Origin of the sequence: Collimonas silvisoli (assembly GCF_018305005.1) — a bacterium.
Lineage (GTDB): Bacteria > Pseudomonadota > Gammaproteobacteria > Burkholderiales > Burkholderiaceae_D > Collimonas > Collimonas silvisoli.
The window spans coordinates 1-22,325 of record NZ_JAGQEG010000093.1 but is presented as its reverse complement, the minus strand read 5'-3'; the positions used below and the strand labels follow the sequence as shown (position 1 = coordinate 22,325).

The 22,325-nt window shown below is 61.2% G+C and carries 18 protein-coding genes and 1 pseudogene; 12 read left to right on the top strand and 7 right to left on the bottom strand.

Annotation, left to right across the window (positions count from 1 at the left end):
* The 3 genes and pseudogenes from KHU33_RS20880 to KHU33_RS20870 all read right to left on the bottom strand — a co-directional run.
* Window positions 1-603: pseudogene (locus KHU33_RS20880) on the bottom strand (succinylglutamate desuccinylase); the annotation flags it as partial.
* A gap of 58 nt (window positions 604-661) precedes the next feature.
* Window positions 662-2,143 carry an NAD-dependent succinate-semialdehyde dehydrogenase gene (locus tag KHU33_RS20875; protein ID WP_211466472.1) on the bottom strand — a complete coding sequence of 494 codons (1,482 nt, stop codon included), beginning with the start codon at window positions 2,141-2,143 and terminating at the stop codon, window positions 662-664.
* Between the two features lie 36 nt (window positions 2,144-2,179).
* Entirely contained in the window at window positions 2,180-3,163 is a 984-nt protein-coding gene (locus KHU33_RS20870; protein ID WP_211466470.1) for an isocitrate/isopropylmalate dehydrogenase family protein, read from the bottom strand.
* 154 nt (window positions 3,164-3,317) lie between these two features.
* On the opposite strand from KHU33_RS20870, the gene KHU33_RS20865 reads away from it, so the two are divergent.
* Window positions 3,318-4,223, top strand: a complete 906-nt coding sequence (locus tag KHU33_RS20865; RefSeq protein ID WP_230414445.1) for a LysR substrate-binding domain-containing protein — start codon at window positions 3,318-3,320, stop codon at window positions 4,221-4,223.
* Between the two features lie 35 nt (window positions 4,224-4,258).
* Here the strand turns inward: KHU33_RS20865 and KHU33_RS20860 are convergent, their stop codons facing one another.
* The 4 genes from KHU33_RS20860 to KHU33_RS20845 all read right to left on the bottom strand — a co-directional run bounded on the left by KHU33_RS20860 (window position 4,259) and on the right by KHU33_RS20845 (window position 8,357).
* On the bottom strand, window positions 4,259-4,759 hold the full coding sequence (locus KHU33_RS20860) for an Lrp/AsnC family transcriptional regulator (RefSeq protein ID WP_211466476.1): 501 nt from the start codon (window positions 4,757-4,759) through the stop codon (window positions 4,259-4,261).
* Window positions 4,760-4,914: 155 nt separating this feature from the next.
* A complete protein-coding gene (locus tag KHU33_RS20855) occupies window positions 4,915-6,294 on the bottom strand; it encodes an aspartate aminotransferase family protein (protein WP_211466466.1) in 1,380 nt (459 codons plus the stop codon).
* 220 nt (window positions 6,295-6,514) lie between these two features.
* A complete protein-coding gene (locus KHU33_RS20850) occupies window positions 6,515-7,441 on the bottom strand; it encodes a 2-hydroxyacid dehydrogenase (protein ID WP_211466464.1) in 927 nt (308 codons plus the stop codon).
* Window positions 7,442-7,484: 43 nt separating this feature from the next.
* A complete protein-coding gene (locus KHU33_RS20845) occupies window positions 7,485-8,357 on the bottom strand; it encodes a GNAT family N-acetyltransferase (RefSeq protein WP_211466462.1) in 873 nt (290 codons plus the stop codon).
* A gap of 289 nt (window positions 8,358-8,646) precedes the next feature.
* Here KHU33_RS20845 and KHU33_RS20840 point away from each other — a divergent pair, with 289 nt between their 5' ends.
* From KHU33_RS20840 to KHU33_RS20790, 11 genes are all read left to right on the top strand, one after another.
* A complete protein-coding gene (locus KHU33_RS20840; protein WP_211466460.1) occupies window positions 8,647-10,125 on the top strand; it encodes an aldehyde dehydrogenase family protein in 1,479 nt (492 codons plus the stop codon).
* Window positions 10,126-11,283: 1,158 nt separating this feature from the next.
* Window positions 11,284-11,952, top strand: coding sequence for a haloacid dehalogenase type II (locus tag KHU33_RS20835; protein ID WP_211466457.1), 669 nt, complete (start codon window positions 11,284-11,286; stop codon window positions 11,950-11,952).
* A 35-nt stretch (window positions 11,953-11,987) separates the two neighbouring features.
* Window positions 11,988-13,265, top strand: coding sequence for an NAD(P)/FAD-dependent oxidoreductase (locus tag KHU33_RS20830; protein ID WP_211466455.1), 1,278 nt, complete (start codon window positions 11,988-11,990; stop codon window positions 13,263-13,265).
* A 156-nt stretch (window positions 13,266-13,421) separates the two neighbouring features.
* The gene (locus KHU33_RS20825; protein ID WP_211466453.1) at window positions 13,422-15,044 is read left to right on the top strand and encodes an ABC transporter substrate-binding protein; all 1,623 of its coding nucleotides are present in this window, start codon (window positions 13,422-13,424) and stop codon (window positions 15,042-15,044) included.
* Window positions 15,045-15,184: 140 nt separating this feature from the next.
* The gene (locus KHU33_RS20820) at window positions 15,185-16,141 is read left to right on the top strand and encodes an ABC transporter permease (protein WP_211466451.1); all 957 of its coding nucleotides are present in this window, start codon (window positions 15,185-15,187) and stop codon (window positions 16,139-16,141) included.
* A 5-nt stretch (window positions 16,142-16,146) separates the two neighbouring features.
* A complete protein-coding gene (locus KHU33_RS20815; RefSeq protein ID WP_211466449.1) occupies window positions 16,147-17,019 on the top strand; it encodes an ABC transporter permease in 873 nt (290 codons plus the stop codon).
* A 1-nt stretch (window position 17,020) separates the two neighbouring features.
* Window positions 17,021-18,895 (top strand): ABC transporter ATP-binding protein, encoded by a 1,875-nt coding sequence (locus tag KHU33_RS20810; RefSeq protein WP_211466447.1) that lies wholly within the window; start codon window positions 17,021-17,023, stop codon window positions 18,893-18,895.
* A complete protein-coding gene (locus KHU33_RS20805; RefSeq protein WP_211466445.1) occupies window positions 18,892-19,209 on the top strand; it encodes a (2Fe-2S)-binding protein in 318 nt (105 codons plus the stop codon). The genes KHU33_RS20810 and KHU33_RS20805 overlap by 4 nt, the downstream gene beginning before the upstream one ends.
* Entirely contained in the window at window positions 19,191-20,567 is a 1,377-nt protein-coding gene (locus KHU33_RS20800) for an FAD/NAD(P)-dependent oxidoreductase (RefSeq protein WP_211466443.1), read from the top strand. Before KHU33_RS20805 ends, KHU33_RS20800 begins: the two co-directional genes overlap by 19 nt.
* Window positions 20,564-21,757, top strand: a complete 1,194-nt coding sequence (locus KHU33_RS20795; RefSeq protein WP_211466441.1) for an NAD(P)/FAD-dependent oxidoreductase — start codon at window positions 20,564-20,566, stop codon at window positions 21,755-21,757. Before KHU33_RS20800 ends, KHU33_RS20795 begins: the two co-directional genes overlap by 4 nt.
* 12 nt (window positions 21,758-21,769) lie before the next feature.
* Window positions 21,770-22,325, top strand: a 556-nt coding sequence (locus tag KHU33_RS20790) for a TonB family protein (protein ID WP_211466439.1), incomplete at its 3' end; no start/stop codon positions are given.

Genomic DNA, 22,325 nt, shown 5'->3' with positions numbered 1-22,325 from the left:
CAACAGCGCATTTTGGGCGCTGGCGTTGTCGCCAAAGGCTGCGTAGTCGCGCATGCGGCGGCCCTCGGGATGGCCGGCGTCGCTGATGACATGCCGAGGAACGTTCAATCGCCGCGCCAGCGCGATGCCTTTGGGCAGCGGGCCGGAAACGATCAGCGGCGCGCTGCGTTCGTGCATGGAATGGATATCCAGCAGCAGGTCCACCGTATCGATCAGTGGCAACATGGCGCGGGCACGGCGCAATTCGGAGGAATCGCGCTGCTGGTCGTCAAGCACTTCGCGGGTCCAGACGCGATTCAAATCCTGATCGACAAAACGCGATGCATCCGGTTGCAGCGGATCGAAGCGCTGATACCCCTCGACATTGGCGAAGGACAGTGTCAGCTTGCCGCGCCGCGGCCGCAGACACAGATCCAGCAAAGCCTTGACCACGATCGCGCCGCACACCTCATTGCCATGGGTGAGGGCGTTGATCATTACATGCGGCCCGTCCGCCTGCGCGGAAAAGCTATACGCATACGGGATGCCGGTATTGCCGGCGCTGTAGGGCTGCAGATCGGGAAACTGGATTTCGATCGGATATTCAGGGAAGGCGTTGCTCATGGCTTCGGTCTTCAAAAATAGGATAAAGGTTTACGCAAGGACTGATCGCACTCGGGCCTCAGGCCAGGCCGCCCTGGCATAGGTACTTGGTATGCATGTAGTCATCCAGCCCGTAGCGCGAACCCTCGCGGCCGTAGCCGGATTCCTTGACACCGCCGAACGGCGCTGCCTCGCTGGCCAACGCGCCTTCATTGATGCCGACGATGCCGCTTTCCAGGCTGTTAGAGACGCGCCAGATGCGCGCCGCATCGGCGGCGTAGAAATAGGCGGCCAGGCCGAACGGGGTATCGTTGGCCATCTGTATCGCTTGTTCTTCGCTGTTGAAGCGGAACAGTGGCACCACCGGTCCGAAAGTTTCTTCCTCGAATAACAGCATGTCCGGCGTGGCGTCGCCGAGCACGGTAGGCGCGTAGTAAAACGGTCCGCTGGCAAGCTCGTTGCGCACAGCCGAGCCGCCCGTCAGCAGCGTAGCGCCGCGCGCCAGCGCATCCTGCACATGGCGCGAGATTTTTTCGATGGCGCGGGCGTTGATCATCGGTCCGATCTGGACGCCTTCGGCGCTGCCTGGGCCGACCTTGAGCGCCGCCACGCGGGCCACCAGCTTTTCCGCAAAGGCCCGGTACACCGCATTCTGCACATACACCCGGTTGGGCGATACGCAGGTTTGGCCGCCGTTGCGGAATTTGGCCGCCATCAAGCCGTCGACAGCGGCATCCAGATTGGCGTCGTCGAAGACGATGAACGGCGCATTGCCGCCCAGCTCAAGAGACAGTTTTTTCAAGGTCGAAGCAGAGCCACGCGCCAGATGCTTGCCCACCGGGGTAGAGCCGGTAAAGGTGATCTTGCGCACCCGGCCGTCTTGCAGCCAATCGTCGACCACCAGCGGCGTTTGCGCACGCGAGGCGCTGACGATATTGATGACGCCCGGCGGGAAGCCGGCTTGTTCCGCCAGCCGTACCAGCGCCAGCGCAGTCAGCGGCGTATCTTCGGCCGGTTTGGCCACCACCGTGCAACCGGCGGCCAGCGCCGGCGCGATCTTGCGGGCGATCATCGCCAGCGGAAAATTCCAGGGCGTGATCGCCGCCACCACGCCGACCGCTTCGCGCACCACGCTCATGCGCTTGCCGCGCACCTGATCGGGAATGATGTCGCCGTAGGCGCGCACCGCTTCTTCGGCGAACCACTCGACATACGAAGCGCCGTAGGCAACTTCGCCGCGCGCTTCCGCCAGCGGCTTGCCTTGTTCGCGGGAAATCAGCTTGGCCAGGTCGTCTGTGTTGGCCAGGATCAGCGCATGCCAACGCTTGAGCAAGCGAGCCCGGTCGCGGGCGCTGGTTTGGCGCCAAGGCTCCAACGCCGCAAACGCAGCATCGCTGGCGGCGCGGGCGTCGGCGGCGTCGCCGTCGGCAACTGCGGTGAAATCCTGGCCGCTGGCCGGATCGGCGACGGCAAAACTGGCGCCGCTGTGCGCCGCGCGCCAAGTGCCGCCGATGAAATGTTGCGAGCGCAGCAGCGACGGATTACTTAACAAGAAAGACATGGACGGCTCCAGTAAAGGTATGCAAGAGCAGCCGCTTCAGGCGGCTGCGCTGACTTGACGGGCGATGGCTAGTCCCATTTCGGTGGTGGAAGCCGTACCGCCCAGATCGGCGGTATGCGGCCCGCTTGCCAGCACCGATTTGATCGCGGCGACGATGGCGTCATGCGCCTGCCGGCCGGCACCGCTGCCGTTGGTGAGGAAATCGAGCAGCATGGCGCCGGACCAGATCATCGCCACCGGGTTGGCAATGTTCTTGCCGTAGATATCCGGCGCGGAACCGTGCACCGGTTCAAACAGGGAAGGGAAATTGCGTTCCGGATTCAGGTTGGCCGATGGCGCCAGGCCGATGGTGCCGGTGCATGCCGGTCCCAGGTCGGACAAGATGTCGCCGAACAGATTGGAGGCGACCACGACGTCGAAGCGTTGCGGCTGCAGCACGAAACGCGCGCACAGGATATCGATGTGCTGCTTGTCCCAGGCGACATCGGGGTAGGCGCCGGCAACTTCCGCCGCCCTGGCGTCCCACCAGGGCATGGAAATCGAAATGCCGTTGCTCTTGGTGGCGACGGTGACGTGCTTGCGGGCGCGGCTGCGGGCCAGTTCGAAGGCATACTTGAGCACCCGTTCGGTGCCGCGCCGCGAGAACACCGCCTGCTGCATCACGATCTCATGCGGCGTGCCCTCGTACATGATGCCGCCTACCGATGAGTATTCTCCCTCGGTGTTTTCACGCACGATCATCATGTCGATGTCGCCCGCGCCGCGTCCCGCCAGCGGACTGCGCACGCCTTCGAAAGTCTGGGCCGGACGCAGGTTGATGTACTGATCGAATTCGCGGCGGAATTTCAGCAACGATCCCCATAAGGAAATGTGATCGGGAACGATGGCGGGCCAGCCGACTGCGCCAAAATAAATGCCGAAGCGTTTGGCGGCAGCGCTGAGCACGCGCAGGCCTTCCGGCATGACTTCCTTGCCGATGCCGTCGCCGGCAAGTACGGCGATCTTGTAGGTGGCGCTCATTATTTCCTCTTTCGCTAGTGTTGTCGGCAGGGGGAGCTATATTTAGAGCCGTGTTTGCGGTCATACCCGCCAGTTAATGCAGAACATTATATTCACTCTGTTTGAGAATATAATCTGTGTTTTGTTGAATCATTGTGCACAGATCGTGAATAAAATGCCGACCCCGGAAGACTTGCGCGTATTTATTGCCGTAGTGCGTAAATCGAGCTTTTCGGCTGCCGCCGATGAACTGGGAAGCTCGCCGGCCTATGTCAGCAAACGCATCCGGATTCTGGAGGAGGAGCTGGCAACCCGTTTGTTCCAGCGCACCACCCGCAGCGTGGTGGTGACCGAGGAAGGCGAGCGCGTGTATCACTGGGCGCAGCGGATACTCGACGACATCGATCATTTATTGCAAGAAGTGTCGATCACGCGCCAGATGCCGCGCGGGGCGCTGCGCGTCAGCAGCAGTTTCGGTTTCGGCCGCAATGTGGTGGGGCCGGCGATTTCGCTGCTGCTGGTGCGTTATCCGCAGTTGACGGTGCGCTTTGAAGTGTTCGATCGGCTGGTGGATGTGGCCAGCGAAGGGTTTGATCTGGATGTCCGGGTCGGCGACGAGATTGCGCCGCATCTGATTGCGCGCCGCCTGGCGTCCAACCATCGGGTCTTGTGCGCGGCCCCGGCCTATTTGCAGAAGCGCGGCCAGCCGTTGACGCTCAGCGAACTGGCGCAGCACGATTGCCTGGTGATCAAGGAACGCGATCACCCGTTCGGCGTGTGGAAGTTGCGTGCCGGCAGCGAAGAGCAGACGGTCAAGGTCACCGGGCCGCTCTCGACCAATCACGGGGAAGTGGCGGTGCAATGGGCGATCGACGGCCGCGGCGTGGTGCTGCGCTCGATCTGGGATGTCGGCCAATATCTGCAAACTGGCCAGTTGACAAGGATACTGCCGGCCTACAGTCAGGAAGCCAATGTCTGGGCGGTTTACCCGTCGCGTTTGAGCAACTCGGCCAAGGTGCGGGTTTGCGTCGAGTTCCTGCAGGAGTATTTTGCCAATCTTGATGGCGCCGGCACGCCGTAATAATCATTGGCTCGGCATGGCGCTGGATTGCCTGTTCAGCTTTGCGAGGTGATGAATTTTTCCAGCGGATACTGGCTTTTGATGAATGGCGATTTGATCACGATATAGCTGAAGTATTTTTCGATGTTGAGATGCTGCTCCAGCAGATTTTCGATGATGCTCTGGTAGTGCACCACGCCTTGCGTGACGAACTTCAGCAGATAGTCGTAACCGCCGCTGACCAGATGGCATTCGACAATTTCATCGATGCCGCGGATGCTGGCTTCGAACTTGGCAAAATCCTCGCGGCGGTGATCGGACAAGGTGACTTCAGTGAACACGATCTGGACGTTGCTGAGTTTTTCCAGCTGGATATGGGCGCCGTAACCGGAGATGTAGCCAGCCTTTTCCAGCCGTTTGACGCGGATCAGGCAGGGGCTTGGCGACAAGCCGACCAGATCGGCCAGCGCAACGTTGGTGATGCGGCTGTTTTGCTGCAAATGGCAAAGAATGCGCAAATCGATCCGATCAAGTTTCAAGGCCGCGCTGGTGTTCATCATCGACTCCGTCATCAAACATCTTTTCTAGGCGTGCCCATGGTATCACGCAGTACGCGCTTGCAAGCTGCCGCAATTTTCCATTCCGATCGAAAATTTCCGGACGCGGCAGCCTGCCGCAGCGCCGTCGCGCCCGGATTGTTTGTGCTTACGTTTCAGGCCAGCGCGCTGCGCACATCAGGCTGTTCAAGCACCTCGTCCAGGATCTGCCTGAGACGGCTGAACAGCAGCTCGAATTCGCTGCTGGTATAGCTGAGCGCCGGCGCGAAACCGAGGATGTTGTCACCGAAGGCGCGGAAAATCAGGCCGCGCCGGTAAGCCGCGGCAGCGATCCGTTCCGACAGTTTCAGCGAAGGCGCAAAACGCTGCTTGCTAGCCTTGTCGGCCACCAGCTCCAGCGCCCCCAGCAAGCCACGGCTGCGGGCGTCGCCCACCAGCGGATGCGCCAGCAGCGCACGCAAACCTTGTGCAAAATGCGGTGCCTGAGCGACGCCGTTGGCCAGCAGGCCGCCTTCGTGATACAAGCGCAACACCTCAAGGCCGATGGCGGCGCTGACCGGATGGGCCGAATAGGTCTGGCCATGGCCGACCACCGCTTCTTGCGCGGCGCCGTCGGCGATGGTGTTGTATACCCGGTCCGACATCATCACCGCGCCCATCGGCGCATAGCCGGCGGTTAAACCCTTTGCCATCGTCATCAGATCCGGCTGCACGTCTTCGGCTTCGCAGGCGAATAGCGGGCCGGTGCGGCCAAAACCGGTGATCACTTCATCCACCACAAACAGGATATCCAGTTCGCGGCAGGCATTCTCCATCGCCTTGAGCCAGCCCACCGGCGGCACGATTACGCCGCCCGAGCCCTGGATCGGTTCGCAGAAAAACGCCGCCACGTTATCGGCGCCGAGCTGCGCCACCTTGTCGCGCAGGGCTTGGACAGAAGCCTGGATCAGCGCCGCATCGTCGTTGCCGAGCGGGTTGCGATACGGGTAGGGCGAGGCGATATAGTGCTGGTTCGGCAGCGGTAGGTCGAAGTTCAGATGAAAATTGGACAAGGCAGTCAAGCCGGCGCCGACCGATGACGAACCGTGATAGCCGCGCTCCAGCGAGATGAATTGTTTTTTGAAGGGCTGGCCCAGCGAATTGTAATAGTGGGTGATATAGCGCACCGCGGCATCCACCGCATCCGATCCGCCCAGCGTGAAATACACATGCCGCAGCGAAGCCGGAGTGAGCTCGACCAGCTTCGCCGCCAGCGTAATCGCCGGCTCGGAACCGTAGTGAAAATAACCGGTGGCGTAGGGCAGGCGCGTCATCTGCTCGGCGGCGACGCGCACGATGCTGTCCTGGCCGTAACCGGTATTGACGCACCACAGGCCGGAGAAGGCATCCAGCAATTCATGCCCTTGATGATCGGTGAGATAGGCGCCGCGCGCCGATTGCAGGATGGTGACGCCTTGCTGTTCGTGAGTGCGGAAACTGGTGACGGGATGGATCAGATGATCACGGTCAAGTGCGACGAGGGGAGAATTTTGCATAGTGTTTTCCAAGGAGAGCTGTGGCGTTTTTGGCTGCTGTTGCATCGAAAACTGTGCAACCATGTTACGGCCACCGGCTCAGCGTTAGCTTGCGATATGCATCTCTGAAAACGGCAAGAATTGGGTATTTCAAGTGCGGCGCAACATTTTCTGCGGTCGGCTGGCGGTTGGCTTCAGCGCCGCCATTCTCTACACGAGATTTCGCTACATCCTGCCAGCGTCAATATCCCAGCGACCGGTCGACCAGGCCGATCAGCGGCTGGCCGGATTGATGGCGGCGGATATTGTCGAGCACCACTTCGACTGCGCTGGCCGGTTGCGTCATGCTGGCGATGTGCGGCGTCAGCACAATGTTGGGGTGCTCCCAGAATGGATGGCCGGCCGGCAGCGGCTCGATTTCGCAGACATCCAGCGTGGCGGACGACAACTGGCCGCTGGCGAGCGCTTCCAGCAATGCCGCTTCGTCCAGATGGCCGCCGCGCCCGACATTGATGACGGCGGCGCCGGCGGGCAGGGCGTTGAACAGCTTGCGGTTAAGTATGCCGCGTGTGTGTTGGGTTAGCGGCAGCAGGCAGATCAGGATATCGCTGCGCGCCAGGAACGCCGGCAACGCGTCCTCGCCGGCATAGCAATCGACGCCGTCCAGGGCGTGCGCCGAACGGCTCCAGCCGGCGCAGGGAAAACCGAAGTCGCGCAGCTTGCTCAGCACCGACTGTCCCATGACGCCAAGCCCGAGGACGCCGATGCGGCAGCTTGCCGCGGGCTTGATCGGATGCTCCTGCCAGCGCTGCTCGCGCTGCAGCCGAGCGTATAGATGGCTCTGGCGATGGATCGCCAGCACCGCATGCGTGACGTATTCGACCATGCCGACGGCAATCCCCGGCTCGATCATGCGCACCACCGGAATATCTGGCGGCAGCAAAGAAAAATCGAACTGGTCGATGCCGGCTCCCACCGAAAACACCACTTCGACATTGGGAAACTGGCTTGCCAGGTTTTCCGGCGGCAGCCAGGCGGCCAGATAACGCACCTGCTCGGCGGCGCCGTAATCCGGCCAGCAGTGAAAGGGAATGTCCGGCGCTTGTTCGGCGAACAGGCGCGCCCATTCGGCGCCCCGCACCGGGTCCGCCTTGTATAAGAAACTCATGCCGGTCCTTGAGGATGACGTCTTCGAAATTCGTATTGTGCGCTTAGCCGAGCGCCTGATTGATCAGCGAATACAACTGCAAGCTCGGGTCTTTTTTTGCCGGCTCGCCCTTGAGCATGGCGATCACGGTATCGACCCGGGTCAGCCCGATCTCGCTCAGCCATTCGCTCAGGTCGCTGGCGCCGGGCACGTCGATCCGGACGAATGATCCGGCATAGGTGTTGATCCAGTGGCTGATAAGCGCCTTTGCATGTACCGCATCCGGGGCGACTACCGGCCCGATAACGCGGCCATGGCCGAAGCGCCGCACCAGCGCAAAACCCAGCACCTCGCCGTCACGGTCGATGGCCACGCCTTCGGCCATTTCGCCTAATGCAGCCAGTAATTGGCTGCGGTCCATGCCGGTGGCGCGCGCATCCAGTGCCTGCAATCTGACGCCGTCGTTGACGCCGATCGGCCGGATCCGTTCACCCGCCGGCAGCGCGACCAGCGGCGACTGCAGCGCCGAACCCTGATGCTGATGCAGCTTGCCGGTGGCTGCAAAACCCAGTTTTTCATATAGCGGCTGGCCGGCCGGAGTGGCGTGCAGCATGATATTGCGCGCCCCAAGTTCGAGCAGCAGCCGCTCCATCAATTGCCGCCCCAAACCCAGGCCTGGCTGGGCCGCCTGCACGATCACCATGCCGAGCGAGGCATGGCTGTTTCCGTAACGCCAACACAAGGCGCTGCCGACCAGGGCCGGAGGCTGGCCATCGTCCCGGCGTTCTATCGCAAAACCAGTGCCCAGCTGATAAATGAATTGCCAGTCTTCCAAGCTGTGCGGCCATTTCAACGCCAGCGACAGGCGATGACAAGCAGCCAGATCGGTCTCGTTCAGCGGTCGCAGCGTGAATTGGCTGGCGGTTTGATCTTGCATGGCTTTCTCCTTGTCGATAACGCGCCGGACTCACCGGACTGTGCCGCCCGGGTAGGGCGCAGCAGGATTTTGGTGATTTCTGATGATAGTGAATGATGCCTTGTTTCTTGCAGCAGGATTCCTCCATCTGTTGCGGAATTACGCAATCTTGTTGCGAGCTGGGCTATCGTCTCAGCACAAAATAGGCCGCATTCCGGATTAGCATCGGCACTATGCACAAAACGAATTAGGCGCTCCTTATTTCGCACTTATTTGGCACTTATTTTCCGCTCACCCTCAAGGATATTCCATGCAAGATTTCGCCCCGGATCAGGTTGTCGTTAACAGTGCGCATTTCATCGGCGGCGCTTATGTCGACGGCGGCAGCGATCTGATTGACGTGTTGCGGCCATCCGACGGCCACGTCTACGCCGGCCTGCCGGTGGCCGATGCGGCGCTGGTGGATCGCGCCGTGGAAAACGCCTGGCAAGCATTCAAGAGCAGCAACTGGGCCACCCAGCCACCGCGTGAACGGGCGCGCATCCTGCGCCGCTGGGCCGATCTGATCGAGGCCGATGTTGCCGTGCTGGCGCCGATGGAAGCGCTAGGATCGACTCGCCCGATCCGCGACGCCGCGCAATGGGACGTGCCGTTCACGGCCGAAGGCATCCGTTTTTTTGCAGAATTCGCCGACAAGCACGGCGGCGAAGTTGCTGCGACCCGCAGCGATAATCTGGGCATGACTATCACTGAACCGTATGGCGTGGTAGCAGCGATTGCGCCCTGGAATTTCCCGTTGGTGATGGCGTCATGGAAAATCGGCCCGGCGCTGGCGGCCGGCAACGCCGTGGTCTTAAAGCCTTCTGAAATGACGCCATACAGCGTCCTGCGCCTGGCCGAGCTGGCTATCAAGGCCGGCGTTCCCGCCGGTATTTTCAATGTGATACAAGGCGACGGCCGCATCACCGGCGACAGTCTGTGCCGTCATCCCAAGGTATCAAAAGTCACCTTCACCGGCTCCACCCAGACCGGCGCCGCCATCATGCGCGCCTGTGCCGAAAGCGGCACCAAGCCGGTGACGCTGGAGCTAGGCGGCAAGAGTCCGCAAATCGTATTTGCCGACGCCCCCGATCTGGACAAGGTAGCGCGCATGGTGGCCGCCGCGATTTCCGGCAACGCCGGCCAGGTCTGCGTCGCCGGCTCGCGCCTGATCGTGCAGCGCAGTGCGGCAGAGCAGGTGGTGACAGGTATCGCTCGCGCCTTCGAAGCCTTGAAAGCGGGGCCGACCTGGCACCAGGCAACCACGCTGGCTCCCATCATTTCCAAAGGCCAGGCCGACCGCATCGGCGGCATTGTCAACCGCAGCATCGCCGCCGGTGCGCAACTGGTCACCGGCGGCAAGCTGGCTGCAAGCACCGGCAACGGCTCCTACTACCTACCCACCATTCTGGCCGGTGTCGATAGCGGCATGGAAGCAGTCAACAGTGAAATCTTCGGCCCGGTGCTGACCGTGCAGGTATTCGACGATGACGCTGAAGCACTAGCGCTAGCCGCGCATCCCGATTACGGCCTGGCCGCCGGCGTCCACACCAGCGACATCAGCCGTGCGCTACGCTTCGCCCGCAAGCTGGAAGCCGGTACGGTATGGATCAACCGCTACGGCCGCAGCTCGGATTTTGTGATTCCTACTGGTGGCTACAAGCGCTCCGGCATGGGTAAGGATCTGGGGCGGCAGGCGTTTGAAGCGAATTTGCGGATCAAGAGTGTGTTGATTGATTTTGCTGAGTAGTATTGAGTATGTGCCGTTGCATTTGACGGGCTTTCATCGTTACCTAAAACGTCCACTACTCCGTAGATGCACGCCGGGAGCGGCCCGGCAGCCGCTCACTTTCTTTGCTTCGCCAAAGAAAGTAAGCAAAGAAAGGCGACCGCAAAGCCGTTGCCTTCCCTTCGGTCAGGTCCCCAAATGTGCCGGCTGCCAGTCGGGTGAAGAGACCAACTCGCTACGCTCAAACATGTCTCTTCACAATTCCCGACTGACAGCCGGCACATTTGGCAACGTCTCAATGCGGAATTCACGTCAACGTCAACATCAACAGCAGCAGGTGGCATTTTTTTTGTATTCACACACAGCTGGTTGAGCACATCAATACGCCGCTCAGCCTGTTCCGACAACGAACCGGCAATCGCCATAACCAACTGCGTCAAGTGCTCTGTATCGGAGATATTCAACGTCGGCGGATATGCCGGATCGCCTTCCTCTCGCGTCTGATTGTTGCTGTTGCCGTGAATTCCGCATTGAGACGTTGCCAAATGTGGCGGGTGCCAGTCGGGAATTGTGGGAGGACATGTCTGAGCGTAGCGAGTTGGTCCTCCCACCCGACTGACACCCGCTGCATTTGGGGACCTGACCGAAGGGAAGGCAACGGCTTTGCGGTCGCCTTCTTTTGCTTACTTTTCTTGGCGAAGCAAGAAAGGTGAGTAGCTGCCGGGCTACCCCCGGCGTGTAACCACGGAGTAGCAAACGTTTTAAGTAACTACGCCCGTTCGTCGAATGCTTTGGCATGTACTCCGTGGTCCGTCAATTGGGGTCAGAGTAATTTTCGCAAACATCCGCGAAAAAAAACTGACCCCAATTGACTACGAAGCCTGTCAGCGGAAGTTAATAAACCTGCATTTTTTGCACCGCGTTGGTGAAATTTCATGAAATTTGCCCCGCTATCGCACATTGCTGCACTGCTCGGCAAGCTATGCTGATTGCACCGCCTAAAACACATGTTTCTGTTTCGTGACCCCTGGAAAACAGAAGATTCACAACTTTTTTATATGGTGTAATCATCCCGTGAACAAGAGATCGGCCAACACCAACGCCGAACCCGCAAGTCAGTTTTCGCCGCCGCCGGGCGCTGTTCCGGAAGCTATTACAACCGTTAGAGGACTACCCTAAATGACCATCTTCAGGCCTAAATTCATCACCTTCGACTGCTACGGCACCCTAACCCGCTTCCGCATGGCAGACATGGCAAGAGAAATGTTCGCTGACCGCGTCTCCGCCGAAAACATGCCAATGTTCGTCCGCCAATTCGCCGCCTACCGCCTCGACGAAGTGCTCGATCAATGGAAGCCGTATGAAGAGGTCGTGAAGAATGCAGTAAAACGCACCTGCGCCCGCTGGAACGTACAAACCACCGACGAAGAAGCCGGCAAGTTCTATCAGGCAGTGCCGACCTGGGGCCCGCACGCCGATGTCCCGGAACCGCTGGCACGCGTAGCCAAGGAATTCCCGCTGGTGATTTTCTCGAACGCCTCCGACGACCAGATCCAGCAAAACGTCGACAAGCTCGGCGCGCCATTCCACAAAGTGTTTACGGCACAGCAGGCGCAAGCCTACAAACCGCGCCTGCGCGCCTTTGAATACATGCTGGATAACCTGAACTGCAATCCGGAGGACGTGTTGCACGTCTCGTCCAGCCTGCGCTACGACTTGATGCCGGCCAGCGACATGGGCATCAAGAACAAGGTGTTTGTGGCGCGCGGCCATGAGCCATCGACGCCGCACTACGGTTATACAGAAATCACCGACATCGGCGGCCTGCCTGGCGTAGTCGGTCTGTAAACCGCGTCCCGGCCTAGCGTCCTCTCAGGAACCGCATGAAACTTGCATCTTATTGGCTGGACACGGCGCCCCGGTTTGCCGCCGGCGCCGAGGGCACAGTACCAGAGAAAGCCGATGTGGTCATTGTCGGCGGCGGCTTTACCGGCTTGTCGGCGGCGCTGGCGTTGCGCCGCCGGAACTTGTCGGTGGTGTTGCTGGAAGCGGGGCAGGTGGCCGGCGAAGCTTCCGGCCGCAACGGCGGCCAGTGCAACGGCGGCCTGGCGCACGATTTTTCCGAGCTGGCGGCGCGTATCGGCAAGGACCAGGCGAAAGAGTTGTATCAATCGTTTGTGAGTGCGGTCGATACGGTGGAAAAAATTGTCATCGATGAAAAACTGGATTGCGACTTTAAGCGCTGCGGAAAGTTGAAGGTGGCGGCCAAGCCGGAACACTATGCCAAATTGCAGCAGGTCTACCGCGATCTGATCGATGACGTCGATCCGCAACTGGCCCTGGTTGCGCCGCAAGACATGGCGCAGGAAATCGGCGGCAACGGTTTTTTCGGCGGCTTGTTGCAAAAGACTAGCGCGCAATTGCATGTCGGCAAGTTTGGCGTCGGTCTGGCGCATGCTGCCGCCCGCCATGGCGCGCAGATTTTCGAATCGGCTGCGGTCACCCGGCTGGAGCAGCTATCGGGCCAGGCTTACCGTGTGCATAGCAGCAGAGGCACGGTCGAGGCCAAACAGGTGTTGCTGGCTTGCGGTGGTTGCAGCACCGGCCCGTTTGCGTATTTCCGGCGGCGCCTGGTGCCGGTCGGCAGTTTTATCATCGTCACCGAAGTCTTGCCGCAGGCCTTGCTGGATCAGATCGTGCCGGGCCGGCGTAATTATGTGACGACCAAGAATATCGGCAATTATTTTCGCATCACACCGGACAATCGTTTGCTGTTCGGCGGCCGTGCGCGTTTTGCCATGTCCAATCCGCGCTCGGACCAGAAGAGCGGGGTGCTGCTGCAGGCGGCGATGGTCGAGATGTTTCCGGCATTGCGCGACACCCGCATCGATTATTGCTGGGGCGGCTCGGTCGACATGTCGGCCGATCGTCTGCCGCGTGCCGGCATGCACAAGGATCTGTTCTATTCGCTGGGCTATAGCGGCCATGGAGTGCAGATGGCGGTGCATATGGGCCAGGTCATGGCGGAGGTGATGACAGGCAACCCGCAACGCAATCCATGGCGGGAAATGCCTTGGCCGCCTATTCCCGGCCATTTCGGCAAGCCCTGGTTCTTGCCGCTGGTGGGCGCGTATTACCAGTTGCGCGACAAATTGAGTTGAGCGCTTGTTCGGGGCTTGTTCGGCGCTCGTTCGATCAAACGCCGTTGGCAGCGGCATGTTAATTGCTAGTTCAGTAGTAAAAGCGATGTTGCAATCAGGCTCGGCCAGAGCTGCGGTGGCGATATTAATTTTTGATTTTTTTTGGGCGAGGCTATCATGACAACGAATAAATTCGAGCAGGACAAAGCGGGCGATCAATCCAGTGCCGGAGAGCAACTGGAAAGCGCGCACACCGGTTTTACGCGGCGCGACATGATGCGCACGGTATTGGCCGGCGGCATGATGGTGGGCACTGCCGGCAGCATGCTGGCGGCAGTCGGCAATGTCTACGCGCAGACGCCAAAGCGCGGCGGCAAGATCAAGATCGCAACCCAGTCCAGCTCCACCGCCGACACCCTCGATCCGGCCAAGACTGCGCTCTCCACCGATTACACCCGGGTCCACATGTTCTATAACGGATTGACCTCGCTGGATGCGAAACTGGCGCCGCAAATGGTGCTGGCGGAAGAATTCAATACCTCTGACGCCACGCTGTGGACCATCAAGCTGCGCAGCGGCGTGCACTTCCATGACGGCAAGCCGCTCACCCCGGCCGACGTGGTGTATTCATTGATGCGCCACAAAGACCCGGCTACCGCCTCGAAAGCCAAGGCGATCGCCGATCAGTTCGAATCGGTCAAAGCCAGCGGCCCTAACGAAGTGCAGATCAAGCTGACCGGCCCCAACGCCGATTTGCCGGTGATCCTGGCCACCGCCCAGTTCCTGATCATCAAGGAAGGCACCACCACTTTCACCACGGCCAACGGCACCGGCGCTTTCAAGTGCAAGGAGTTCACGCCCGGCGTGCGCACCGTCGGCGTGCGCAACGAAGAATACTGGAAGTCCGGCAAGCCGTATCTGGATGAAGTCGAACTGTTCGGCATTCCGGACGAAGCGGCGCGCGTCAACGCGCTGCTGTCCGGCGACGTGCACTGGATCAATGAAGTCAATCCGCGTTCGACCCAGCGCGTCAAGTCGACCGCCGGGTACACCGTGCTGGAAACCAAATCCGGCCTCTATACCGACCTGGTAATCCGCCAGGACGTGGCGCCAGGCAAGAGCGCCGATTTCACGCTCGGCATGAAATACCTGATGGACCGCGAACAGATCAAGACCGCCGCCTTCCGCGGCTACGCCGTGATCGGCAACGACCAGCCTATCGATCCGACCAACCGCTTCCATTTCGCCGGCTTGCCGCAGCGTCCGTACGACCCGGACAAGGCCAAGTTCCATTTGCAGAAAGCCGGCGTCATCGGCAGCACCATCCCGCTGGTGGCCACGGTGGCCGCCGCCGGTTCGGTCGACATGGCGCTGCTGATGCAGCAATCGGCGCAGAAGATCGGCCTCAAGCTGGATGTCAAGCGGATGCCGGCTGACGGCTATTGGTCGAATCAGTGGATGAAAGTGCCGCTCGGTTTCGGCAACATCAATCCGCGTCCTAGCGCAGATATTCTGTTCACCCAGTTCTTCAAATCGGACGCCGCATGGAACGAGTCGGGCTGGAAGAATGAACAGTTCGATCAGTTGCTGGTGGCTGCCCGGGCCCAGACCGATATCGCCAAGCGCAAGCAGATGTATGCCGACATGCAGGTGCTGGTGCATGAAAAATGCGGCATCGGGGTGCCGGTGTTTATTGTCAACCTGGAAGGCGTCAGCAGCAAGATCAAAGGCATCCAGCCGATTCCTCTGGGCGCGTTCATGAACTACACCGCCGCCGAATACATCTGGCTGGAAGCCTGAGCCTTCGCTTCAAAAACGCGCAGGGCATGTCTGTCGTTGCATGCCTGCCGCACATTATGCGTGAGAACAACATCCGCCCGGCTGCCACCGCATAGCAAGCTGAGCGCAATGGCAGGGCGGATGTCAGAAAGGAAGATGCGATGAACGGCACGGTCGGACGTCTTATTATCAACCGGCTCGGCCTCGGGATATTGACATTGCTGCTGGTGTCGATCGGGGTCTTTCTGATTACCAATCTGTTGCCCGGCGATGCGGCGCAAGCGGCGCTGGGCCAGGCGGCCACCTCGGAAACCGTCGCCGCGTTGCGCTTGCAGTTCGGCCTGGATCAGCCGGCGCCAGTGCGTTATTTCTATTGGCTGAGCGGGCTGTTGTCCGGCAATCCGGGGATTTCGCTGGTGAACAACATGCCGGTGGCGCAACTGATCGGCGGCCGCCTGCCTAGCTCGCTGCTGCTGGCGGCGGTGACTGCCGCGGTCTCGGTGCCGATTGCACTGACCATCGGGATTACCTCTGCCATGTATCGCGGCTCCCTGTTCGACCGGGTGGTCAGCGTCGGTTCGGTATCGATGATATCGGTGCCCGAATTCCTGGTGGCGACCATCGCCGTGATGATATTCGCGGTCAAGCTGCGCTGGCTGTCGGCGCTTTCGCATACCGCCGATATCGGCTCCATCGGCCAGTTTCTGAAGGCTTACGCGATGCCGGTGCTGACCCTGTGCTGCGTGATAGTCGCGCAGATGTCGCGCATGACGCGTGCCGCGGTCATCGATCAGTTGAGTTCTTCTTACGTCGAGATGGCCGGACTGAAGGGCGCCCGGCCGACCCGCATCGTGCTGACCCATGCGCTGCCGAATGCGATCGGGCCGATTGCCAATGCGGTGGCGCTGAGCCTGTCCTATCTGCTGGGCGGTGTGATCATCGTCGAATCGATTTTCAACTATCCCGGCATCGCCAGCCTGATGATCGACGCCGTCACCACCCGCGACATGCCGCTGGTGCAGGCCTGCGCGATGATTTTCTGTTGCGCCTACCTGCTGCTGGTGCTGGCCGCAGACGTTTGTGCGATCGTCTCCAATCCACGATTGAGAAACCGGTGAATACCATGCCTAACTCCAATGCCGTCGTCGCCGACAATTTGCCGCCAACAGCACCAGCCGCAAAAGCGCGCCGTTTTCCGTTCTCCATCCTCAGTCTGATCGGTCTGTGCATCGTGGCTTTCTGGCTGTTGATGGCAGTGATAGGGCCGACCATTTCACCGTACGACGCCGGCCAGATCGTAGACGCCGACGTCTTCGGCGGCCTCAGCCGCAAACTATGGCTGGGCAGCGATTACCTTGGCCGCGACATGCTCAGCCGGATTCTGTTCGGCACCCGTTACACCATCGGCCTGGCGCTGGCGGCAACGCTCCTGGCTTGCTCGGTCGGCACCGCACTGGCGCTGTGCGCGGCGCTGGCCGGCGGTTGGGTCGACGCCGTCATGAGCCGCACGCTGGATGCGTTGATTTCGATTCCGAGCAAGATGTTTGCGCTGATGATGGTGGCCTCCTTCGGCTCTTCGGCAGAGTTGCTGATCATTACTGCAGCCATCACCTACATGCCAGGCTCCTACCGGATTTCGCGGGCGCTGGCGGTGAATGTGCAAACCATGGAATATGTGCAGGCGGCCCGCGCTCGTGGCGAGGGAGCGTTGTATATCACCTGCGTCGAGATGCTGCCGAACATGATCCGTCCGGTGCTGGCTGACGTCGGCCTGCGCTTCGTGTTTGTGGTGTTGCTGCTGAGCGGCCTGAGTTTTCTCAGCCTGGGGGTGCAGCCGCCGGACGCCGACTGGGGTTCGCTGGTGCGCGAAAACATCGCCGGCCTGGGCGAGGGCGCGCCCGCCGTCATCATGCCGGCGCTGGCGATTGCAACGCTGACCATCGGCGTTAACCTGTTGATCGATAATTTGCGTGGCAAGCGCTCCCGGAAGGATTGATATGAACAAGAACGCCAACGCCAACGACAGTGATCTGGTCAAGGTTTCCGGCCTGCGGGTGGTTGCCACCAAGGACAGCGGCGACGATGTGGTGATCGTCAAGGATGTGGATTTTTCGGTTGCGCGCGGCGAGGTGCTGGCGCTGATCGGTGAATCCGGTTCCGGCAAGACCACCATCGCGCTGTCGCTGCTGGGATATGCCCGCGCCGGCTGCCGCATCGTCGGCGGCAGCATCCGGGTCGGCCAGCGCGAGCTGTTGCAGATGAGCCCGGCCGAGCTGTCGCACATGCGCGGCCGCGACGTTGCCTATATCGCTCAAAGCGCGGCGGCGGCTTTCAATCCGTCGAAGACGCTGATGGACCAGGTGATAGAAAGCGCGCTGATCCACAAGACCATGACACGCGCCCAGGCCGAAGCCAAGGCGGTCGGCCTGTTCCGCTCGCTGGCCTTGCCGGACCCGGAAAACATCGGCAAGCGTTATCCGCATCAGGTCTCGGGCGGCCAGTTGCAGCGCCTGATGGCGGCGATGGCGTTGATTACCGATCCCGAGCTGGTGATCCTGGATGAACCGACCACGGCGCTCGATGTGACAACCCAGATCGAAGTGCTGCGCGCTTTCAAGAAGGTGGTCAAGGAACTCGGCACCACCGCCGTCTATGTCTCGCACGATCTGGCGGTGGTGGCGCAGATGGCTGATCGCATCGTGGTGCTGCGCGACGGCCAGATCCGCGAGGTCGGCAACACCGGCCGGATTCTGACCGCGCCCGAGAACGCCTATACCCAGAGCCTGCTGGCGGCCGCCGCACCGGCAGCGCGTGAACACATTGCGTTGCCGCCGGAGCAGGAACAAGATGTGCCGCTGCTGCGCATACGCGGCTTGATCGCCGGCTACGGCCGGCCGGACAACAAGGGCTTGCCGTCGGTGCGGATTCTGGACGACATCAATCTGACCATACGGCGCGGCACCACTATCGGCATCATCGGCGAATCCGGCTCCGGCAAGACCACGCTGGCGCGCGCGGTGGCCGGCCTGGTAGCGCCGGCGCGCGGCAGTATTGCGCTGGATGGCGAGGCGCTCTCGCCAACCTTGCAAGGCCGCAGCCGCGAGCAGTTCCGGCGCGTGCAGATCGTGTTCCAGAATGCCGATACCGCGCTCAATCCGGCGCATACCATCGGCCGCATGCTGGCGCGGCCGCTGACTTTTTATCATGGACTCAACAACAATGCGCAGCGCAAGCGCATCGCCCAATTGCTGGATCTGGTGCAACTGCCGAGCAGCGTCATCGACCGCTTGCCGGGCGAACTTTCCGGCGGCCAGAAGCAGCGCGCCAACCTGGCGCGGGCGCTGGCGGCCAATCCCGATCTGATCCTGTGCGACGAGGTGACTTCGGCGCTGGATACGGTGGTCGGCGCGGCGATCCTGGATTTGCTGGCGGAACTGCGGCGCGAGCTGAACGTGTCGTACATGTTCATCAGCCATGACATCAGCACCGTGCGCGCCATCTGCGACGACATCGTGGTGCTGTACGCCGGCCGCATGGTCGCCAAGCGGCCGCGTGAAGCGATGATGGCGCCGCCGTATCACCCGTATTCGCATCTGTTGCTATCGTCGGTGCCGGCGCTCAAGCAGGGCTGGCTGGAACAGGTATGCGGCCGCGTGCCGCAGAACCTGCCGGCCATCGGCGAGGTGGCGCCTTCGCCCGATATCTGCGCCTTCTTGCATCGCTGTTCGCTGCGCATCGACGGTACGTGCAATGCGGTGCCGCCGCTGCGGCGTTCGCTGGAGCATGGCGGCGAGATTCTTTGCCATCGTTCCGATGCCGATTTGCAGCGTTTGCAGCAGCCGTTGCTTGCGGTGGAGGGGGTGACGGTATGAACGGTAACAATTCACGCTTTGTGCGGCTCGGCGAGACCGGCCGCGACAAGATCAGCTTCCTGATCAACGACAGGCCGGTAGAAGCGCTGCAGGGCGATACCCTGATGGTGGCGATCTTGAACAATATCGATCATTTGCGCCAGTCTGAATTCGGCGACGGCAAGCGCTCCGGCTTTTGCCTGATGGGGGCTTGCCAGGACTGCTGGGTCTGGACTGCCGCCGGCGGCCGTCTGCGCGCCTGTTCGACGCTGGTCAGCGAAGGCATGGAAATATCAACCCGGCAACCGGAGCTGACATGGCCCAACCTCGTGTAGTGATTGTCGGCGCCGGCCCGGCCGGCGTGCGTTGCGCCGAACAGTTCGTCAAGGCCGGGTTGCGGCCCACCGTAATCGATGAAGGCCGCCGCGACGGCGGCCAGATCTACCGCCGCCAGCCGGAAAATTTCAAACGTCCTTACAGCGCGCTATACGGCACCGAAGCGGGGCGCGCCGAATCGCTGCACCGCAGCTTCGACGCCTTGCGCACCGCGATCGACTACTTGCCGGAGACGCTGGCCTGGAATATCAGCGAAGGCCGGATCCATCTGCTCGGCGGCGGCCGCGCCAGCAGCCTGGCGTATGACATCTTGGTGCTGTGCACCGGCGCCACCGATCGCCTGATGCCGGTCAAGGGCTGGCAGTTCGCCGGCACATACAGCCTCGGCGCGGCCCAGGTGGCGCTGAAATCGCAGGCTTGCTCGGTCGGCCGAGAAGTGGTGTTTCTCGGCAGCGGACCGTTGCTGTATCTGGTTGCGAGCCAATATGTCAAGGCTGGCGCCAAGGTGGCGGCAGTGCTGGATACCTCAAGTTTCAGGCAGCAATTGAGCGCATTGCCGAAATTGATGGCGCGGCCTGCGCTGCTGAGAAAAGGCATGTCGCTGGTGGCCGCTATCAGGCGCGCTGGCGTGCCGGTGCTGAACGGCGTGACGCCGCTGGAAATTATCGGCGATCCGAACCACGGCGTGCAGGCGATCAGCTATCGCAAAGCCAATGGCGACATCGCCAGCCTGTCTTGCGATGCGGTGGCGATGGGCTATCACTTGCGGGCGGAAACCCAGCTGGCCGATCTGGCGCGTTGCGAATTTGCCTTCGATCAGGCTTCGCGTCAGTGGCTGCCGCAAGCAGGTGGCGATGGCCGTAGCTCTGTGCCAGGTGTTTATCTGGCTGGCGACGGCGTGCGGATTCTGGGTGCGGACGGCGCCGAGAACGCCGGCCGCCTGGCGGCGCTGGCGGCGCTTGCCGATTGCGGTCACACGGTGGTGGATGCGGAACTGGCCGCCTTGCGCAAGCAGCAGCTGGCGATGGAACGTTTCCGCCAGGGTTTGCTGCAAGCATTTCCCTGGCCGGCGCAGCAGGCCGCCAGCCTGCCCGATGAGACGATCGTCTGCCGCTGTGAATGCATTACCGCCGGTGAATTGCGGCGTGTGGTGTGCCAGATGGGTGCCGCCGAAGCCAATCGCGCCAAGGCTTTTAGCCGGGTCGGCATGGGCCGCTGCCAAGGCCGCTATTGCGGTCATGCCGGGGCTGAAGTGATTGCAGCGGCGGCCGGCATTCCGATTGCCGAAGTCGGCCGCTTGCGAGCACAGGCGCCGGTCAAGCCGCTGCCGTTCAATCTGGTCGAGGATGCGCCATGAAGGCCCGGCAGGCGGATGTGATTATCGTCGGTGGCGGCATCATGGGCAGCGCCGCCGCATTTTTCCTGCGCCAGCGCGGGCGCTCGGTGATTCTGCTGGAGCGCGGTTTGTTGGGGCAGCAAGCCAGCGGCACCAATTTCGGCAATGTGCGGCGCCAAGGGCGCTTCTTGCCGCAACTGCCGCTGGCCAATCGCTCCCTGGATATCTGGCGCCAGCTGCCGCAACTGATCGGCGAGGATGTGGAGTTTCTGCCATCCGGCCATATCCGCGTCTGCTATGGCCAGGAGCGGGTCGGCATGCTGGAGGAATACGCGGCTGCTGCGCGTACTTACGGCCTCGATCTGGAACTGTTCGCCGGCGCACGGATGCGCGCCCGTTTCCCTTTCCTGGGGCCGGAAGTCGGCGCGGCGTCGTATTCGCCGCTCGACGGTCATGCCAATCCGCGCCTGGCAGCCCCGGCTTTCGGTCGCGCTGCAGCAAGAAACGGTGCGCAGATTGTCGAGAATACCGAAGTGCAGACGATTGAAAAGCAGGGCGAGGATTTTCTCGCCAGCGCCAGCGACGGTCGTCTGTTTAAAGCGCCGGTGCTGCTGGTGGCGGCAGGGGCCTGGGCCGACAAGCTGTGCCTGCAATTCGGCGAACCGGTTGACTTGGTCGCACGCGGCCCGCAAATGGGAGTTACCGAACCTGTGCCTTACGGCTTGAAGACGGTGGTAGGCGTTACTTCGGCGCGCGATGAAGAGATTTTGTATTTCCGTCAAATCCCGCGCGGCAACATCATCTTCGGCGGCGGCGGCCGCGGCCCGGCTTATCCGGATCTGCGGCGCGCCTATGTGATGCCGAAGAATACCTTGAACCAGTTAAGGCAGTTGCAGCGGCTGGCGCCGGCACTGGCGAATTTGAACGTGATCCGGGTCTGGAGCGGCATCGAAAGCTATATGCCGGACGATCTGCCGGTGATGGGACCGAGCGCCCGCGTCAGCGGCCTGCATTATGCCTTCGGCTTTTGCGGGCATGGCTTCCAGCTTGGGCCTGGGGTGGGCGATGTGATGGCGGAACTGATCGATACCGGGCGCACCACAACGCCGATAGAACCGTTTTTGATCAGTCGCTTTTCAAAGCAGGAAGCCGAGCGCGCTAAACCGGCTCAGGCCGAGCGGGACCAGATCTTGCTCAACTTTGAAGAGTGATAGGAGGCAGATATGAATTTCACGCAGGATGGGAGGAGCCCTCCCAAGAATCTGGTTGGCATCGGCGCGGTGGTTCTTCTGCATGTGGCCTTGGTTTATGCGTTGCTTACCGGGCTTGCCCGCAAAGTTGTGGAAGTGATCCAGCAGCCGGTAGAGACCAAGATCATCGAAGAGATCAAGCCGCCGCCACCGCCACCACCGCCGGACAAGCCGGTTCCGCCACCACCGAAATCGGTCGCGCCGCCACCGCCGTTCGTTCCTCCGCCGGAGGTAAAAATACAGGCGCCGCCGCAAGAGAACGTGATTGCAGCCGTCACCAATGTCAAACCACCGACCAACGATTTGCCTACTTCCGTGGCGCAGCCGTCCGCTACCGGTGAAGCAGGTCCTTCGCATACCAGCGCAAAGATTGCCGGCAATTGCGAGAAGCCGGAGTATCCAAGAACATCCTTGCGGAATGAAGAAGAGGGCGTTGTGACAGTCAAGCTGACGATCGGCGCCGACGGCAATGTGGTCGATTCCGCCGTCGAAAAGAGCAGCGGTTTCAGAGACCTGGACCGCGCCACGT

Bases quoted from the DNA above. Each gene is read 5' to 3' on its own strand.
- KHU33_RS20825 (WP_211466453.1), top strand. From the start codon at position 13,422: ATGACAACGAATAAATTCGAGCAGGACAAAGCGGGCGATCAATCCAGT.
- KHU33_RS20815 (WP_211466449.1), top strand. From the start codon at position 16,147: ATGCCTAACTCCAATGCCGTCGTCGCCGACAATTTGCCGCCAACAGCA.
- KHU33_RS20860 (WP_211466476.1), bottom strand. From the start codon at position 4,759: ATGAACACCAGCGCGGCCTTGAAACTTGATCGGATCGATTTGCGCATT.
- KHU33_RS20830 (WP_211466455.1), top strand. From the start codon at position 11,988: ATGAAACTTGCATCTTATTGGCTGGACACGGCGCCCCGGTTTGCCGCC.
- KHU33_RS20850 (WP_211466464.1), bottom strand. From the start codon at position 7,441: ATGAGTTTCTTATACAAGGCGGACCCGGTGCGGGGCGCCGAATGGGCG.
- KHU33_RS20800 (WP_211466443.1), top strand. From the start codon at position 19,191: ATGGCCCAACCTCGTGTAGTGATTGTCGGCGCCGGCCCGGCCGGCGTG.
- KHU33_RS20875 (WP_211466472.1), bottom strand. From the start codon at position 2,143: ATGTCTTTCTTGTTAAGTAATCCGTCGCTGCTGCGCTCGCAACATTTC.
- KHU33_RS20805 (WP_211466445.1), top strand. From the start codon at position 18,892: ATGAACGGTAACAATTCACGCTTTGTGCGGCTCGGCGAGACCGGCCGC.
- KHU33_RS20795 (WP_211466441.1), top strand. From the start codon at position 20,564: ATGAAGGCCCGGCAGGCGGATGTGATTATCGTCGGTGGCGGCATCATG.
- KHU33_RS20840 (WP_211466460.1), top strand. From the start codon at position 8,647: ATGCAAGATTTCGCCCCGGATCAGGTTGTCGTTAACAGTGCGCATTTC.
- KHU33_RS20835 (WP_211466457.1), top strand. From the start codon at position 11,284: ATGACCATCTTCAGGCCTAAATTCATCACCTTCGACTGCTACGGCACC.
- KHU33_RS20820 (WP_211466451.1), top strand. From the start codon at position 15,185: ATGAACGGCACGGTCGGACGTCTTATTATCAACCGGCTCGGCCTCGGG.
- KHU33_RS20810 (WP_211466447.1), top strand. From the start codon at position 17,021: ATGAACAAGAACGCCAACGCCAACGACAGTGATCTGGTCAAGGTTTCC.
- KHU33_RS20870 (WP_211466470.1), bottom strand. From the start codon at position 3,163: ATGAGCGCCACCTACAAGATCGCCGTACTTGCCGGCGACGGCATCGGC.
- KHU33_RS20855 (WP_211466466.1), bottom strand. From the start codon at position 6,294: ATGCAAAATTCTCCCCTCGTCGCACTTGACCGTGATCATCTGATCCAT.
- KHU33_RS20845 (WP_211466462.1), bottom strand. From the start codon at position 8,357: ATGCAAGATCAAACCGCCAGCCAATTCACGCTGCGACCGCTGAACGAG.
- KHU33_RS20865 (WP_230414445.1), top strand. From the start codon at position 3,318: ATGCCGACCCCGGAAGACTTGCGCGTATTTATTGCCGTAGTGCGTAAA.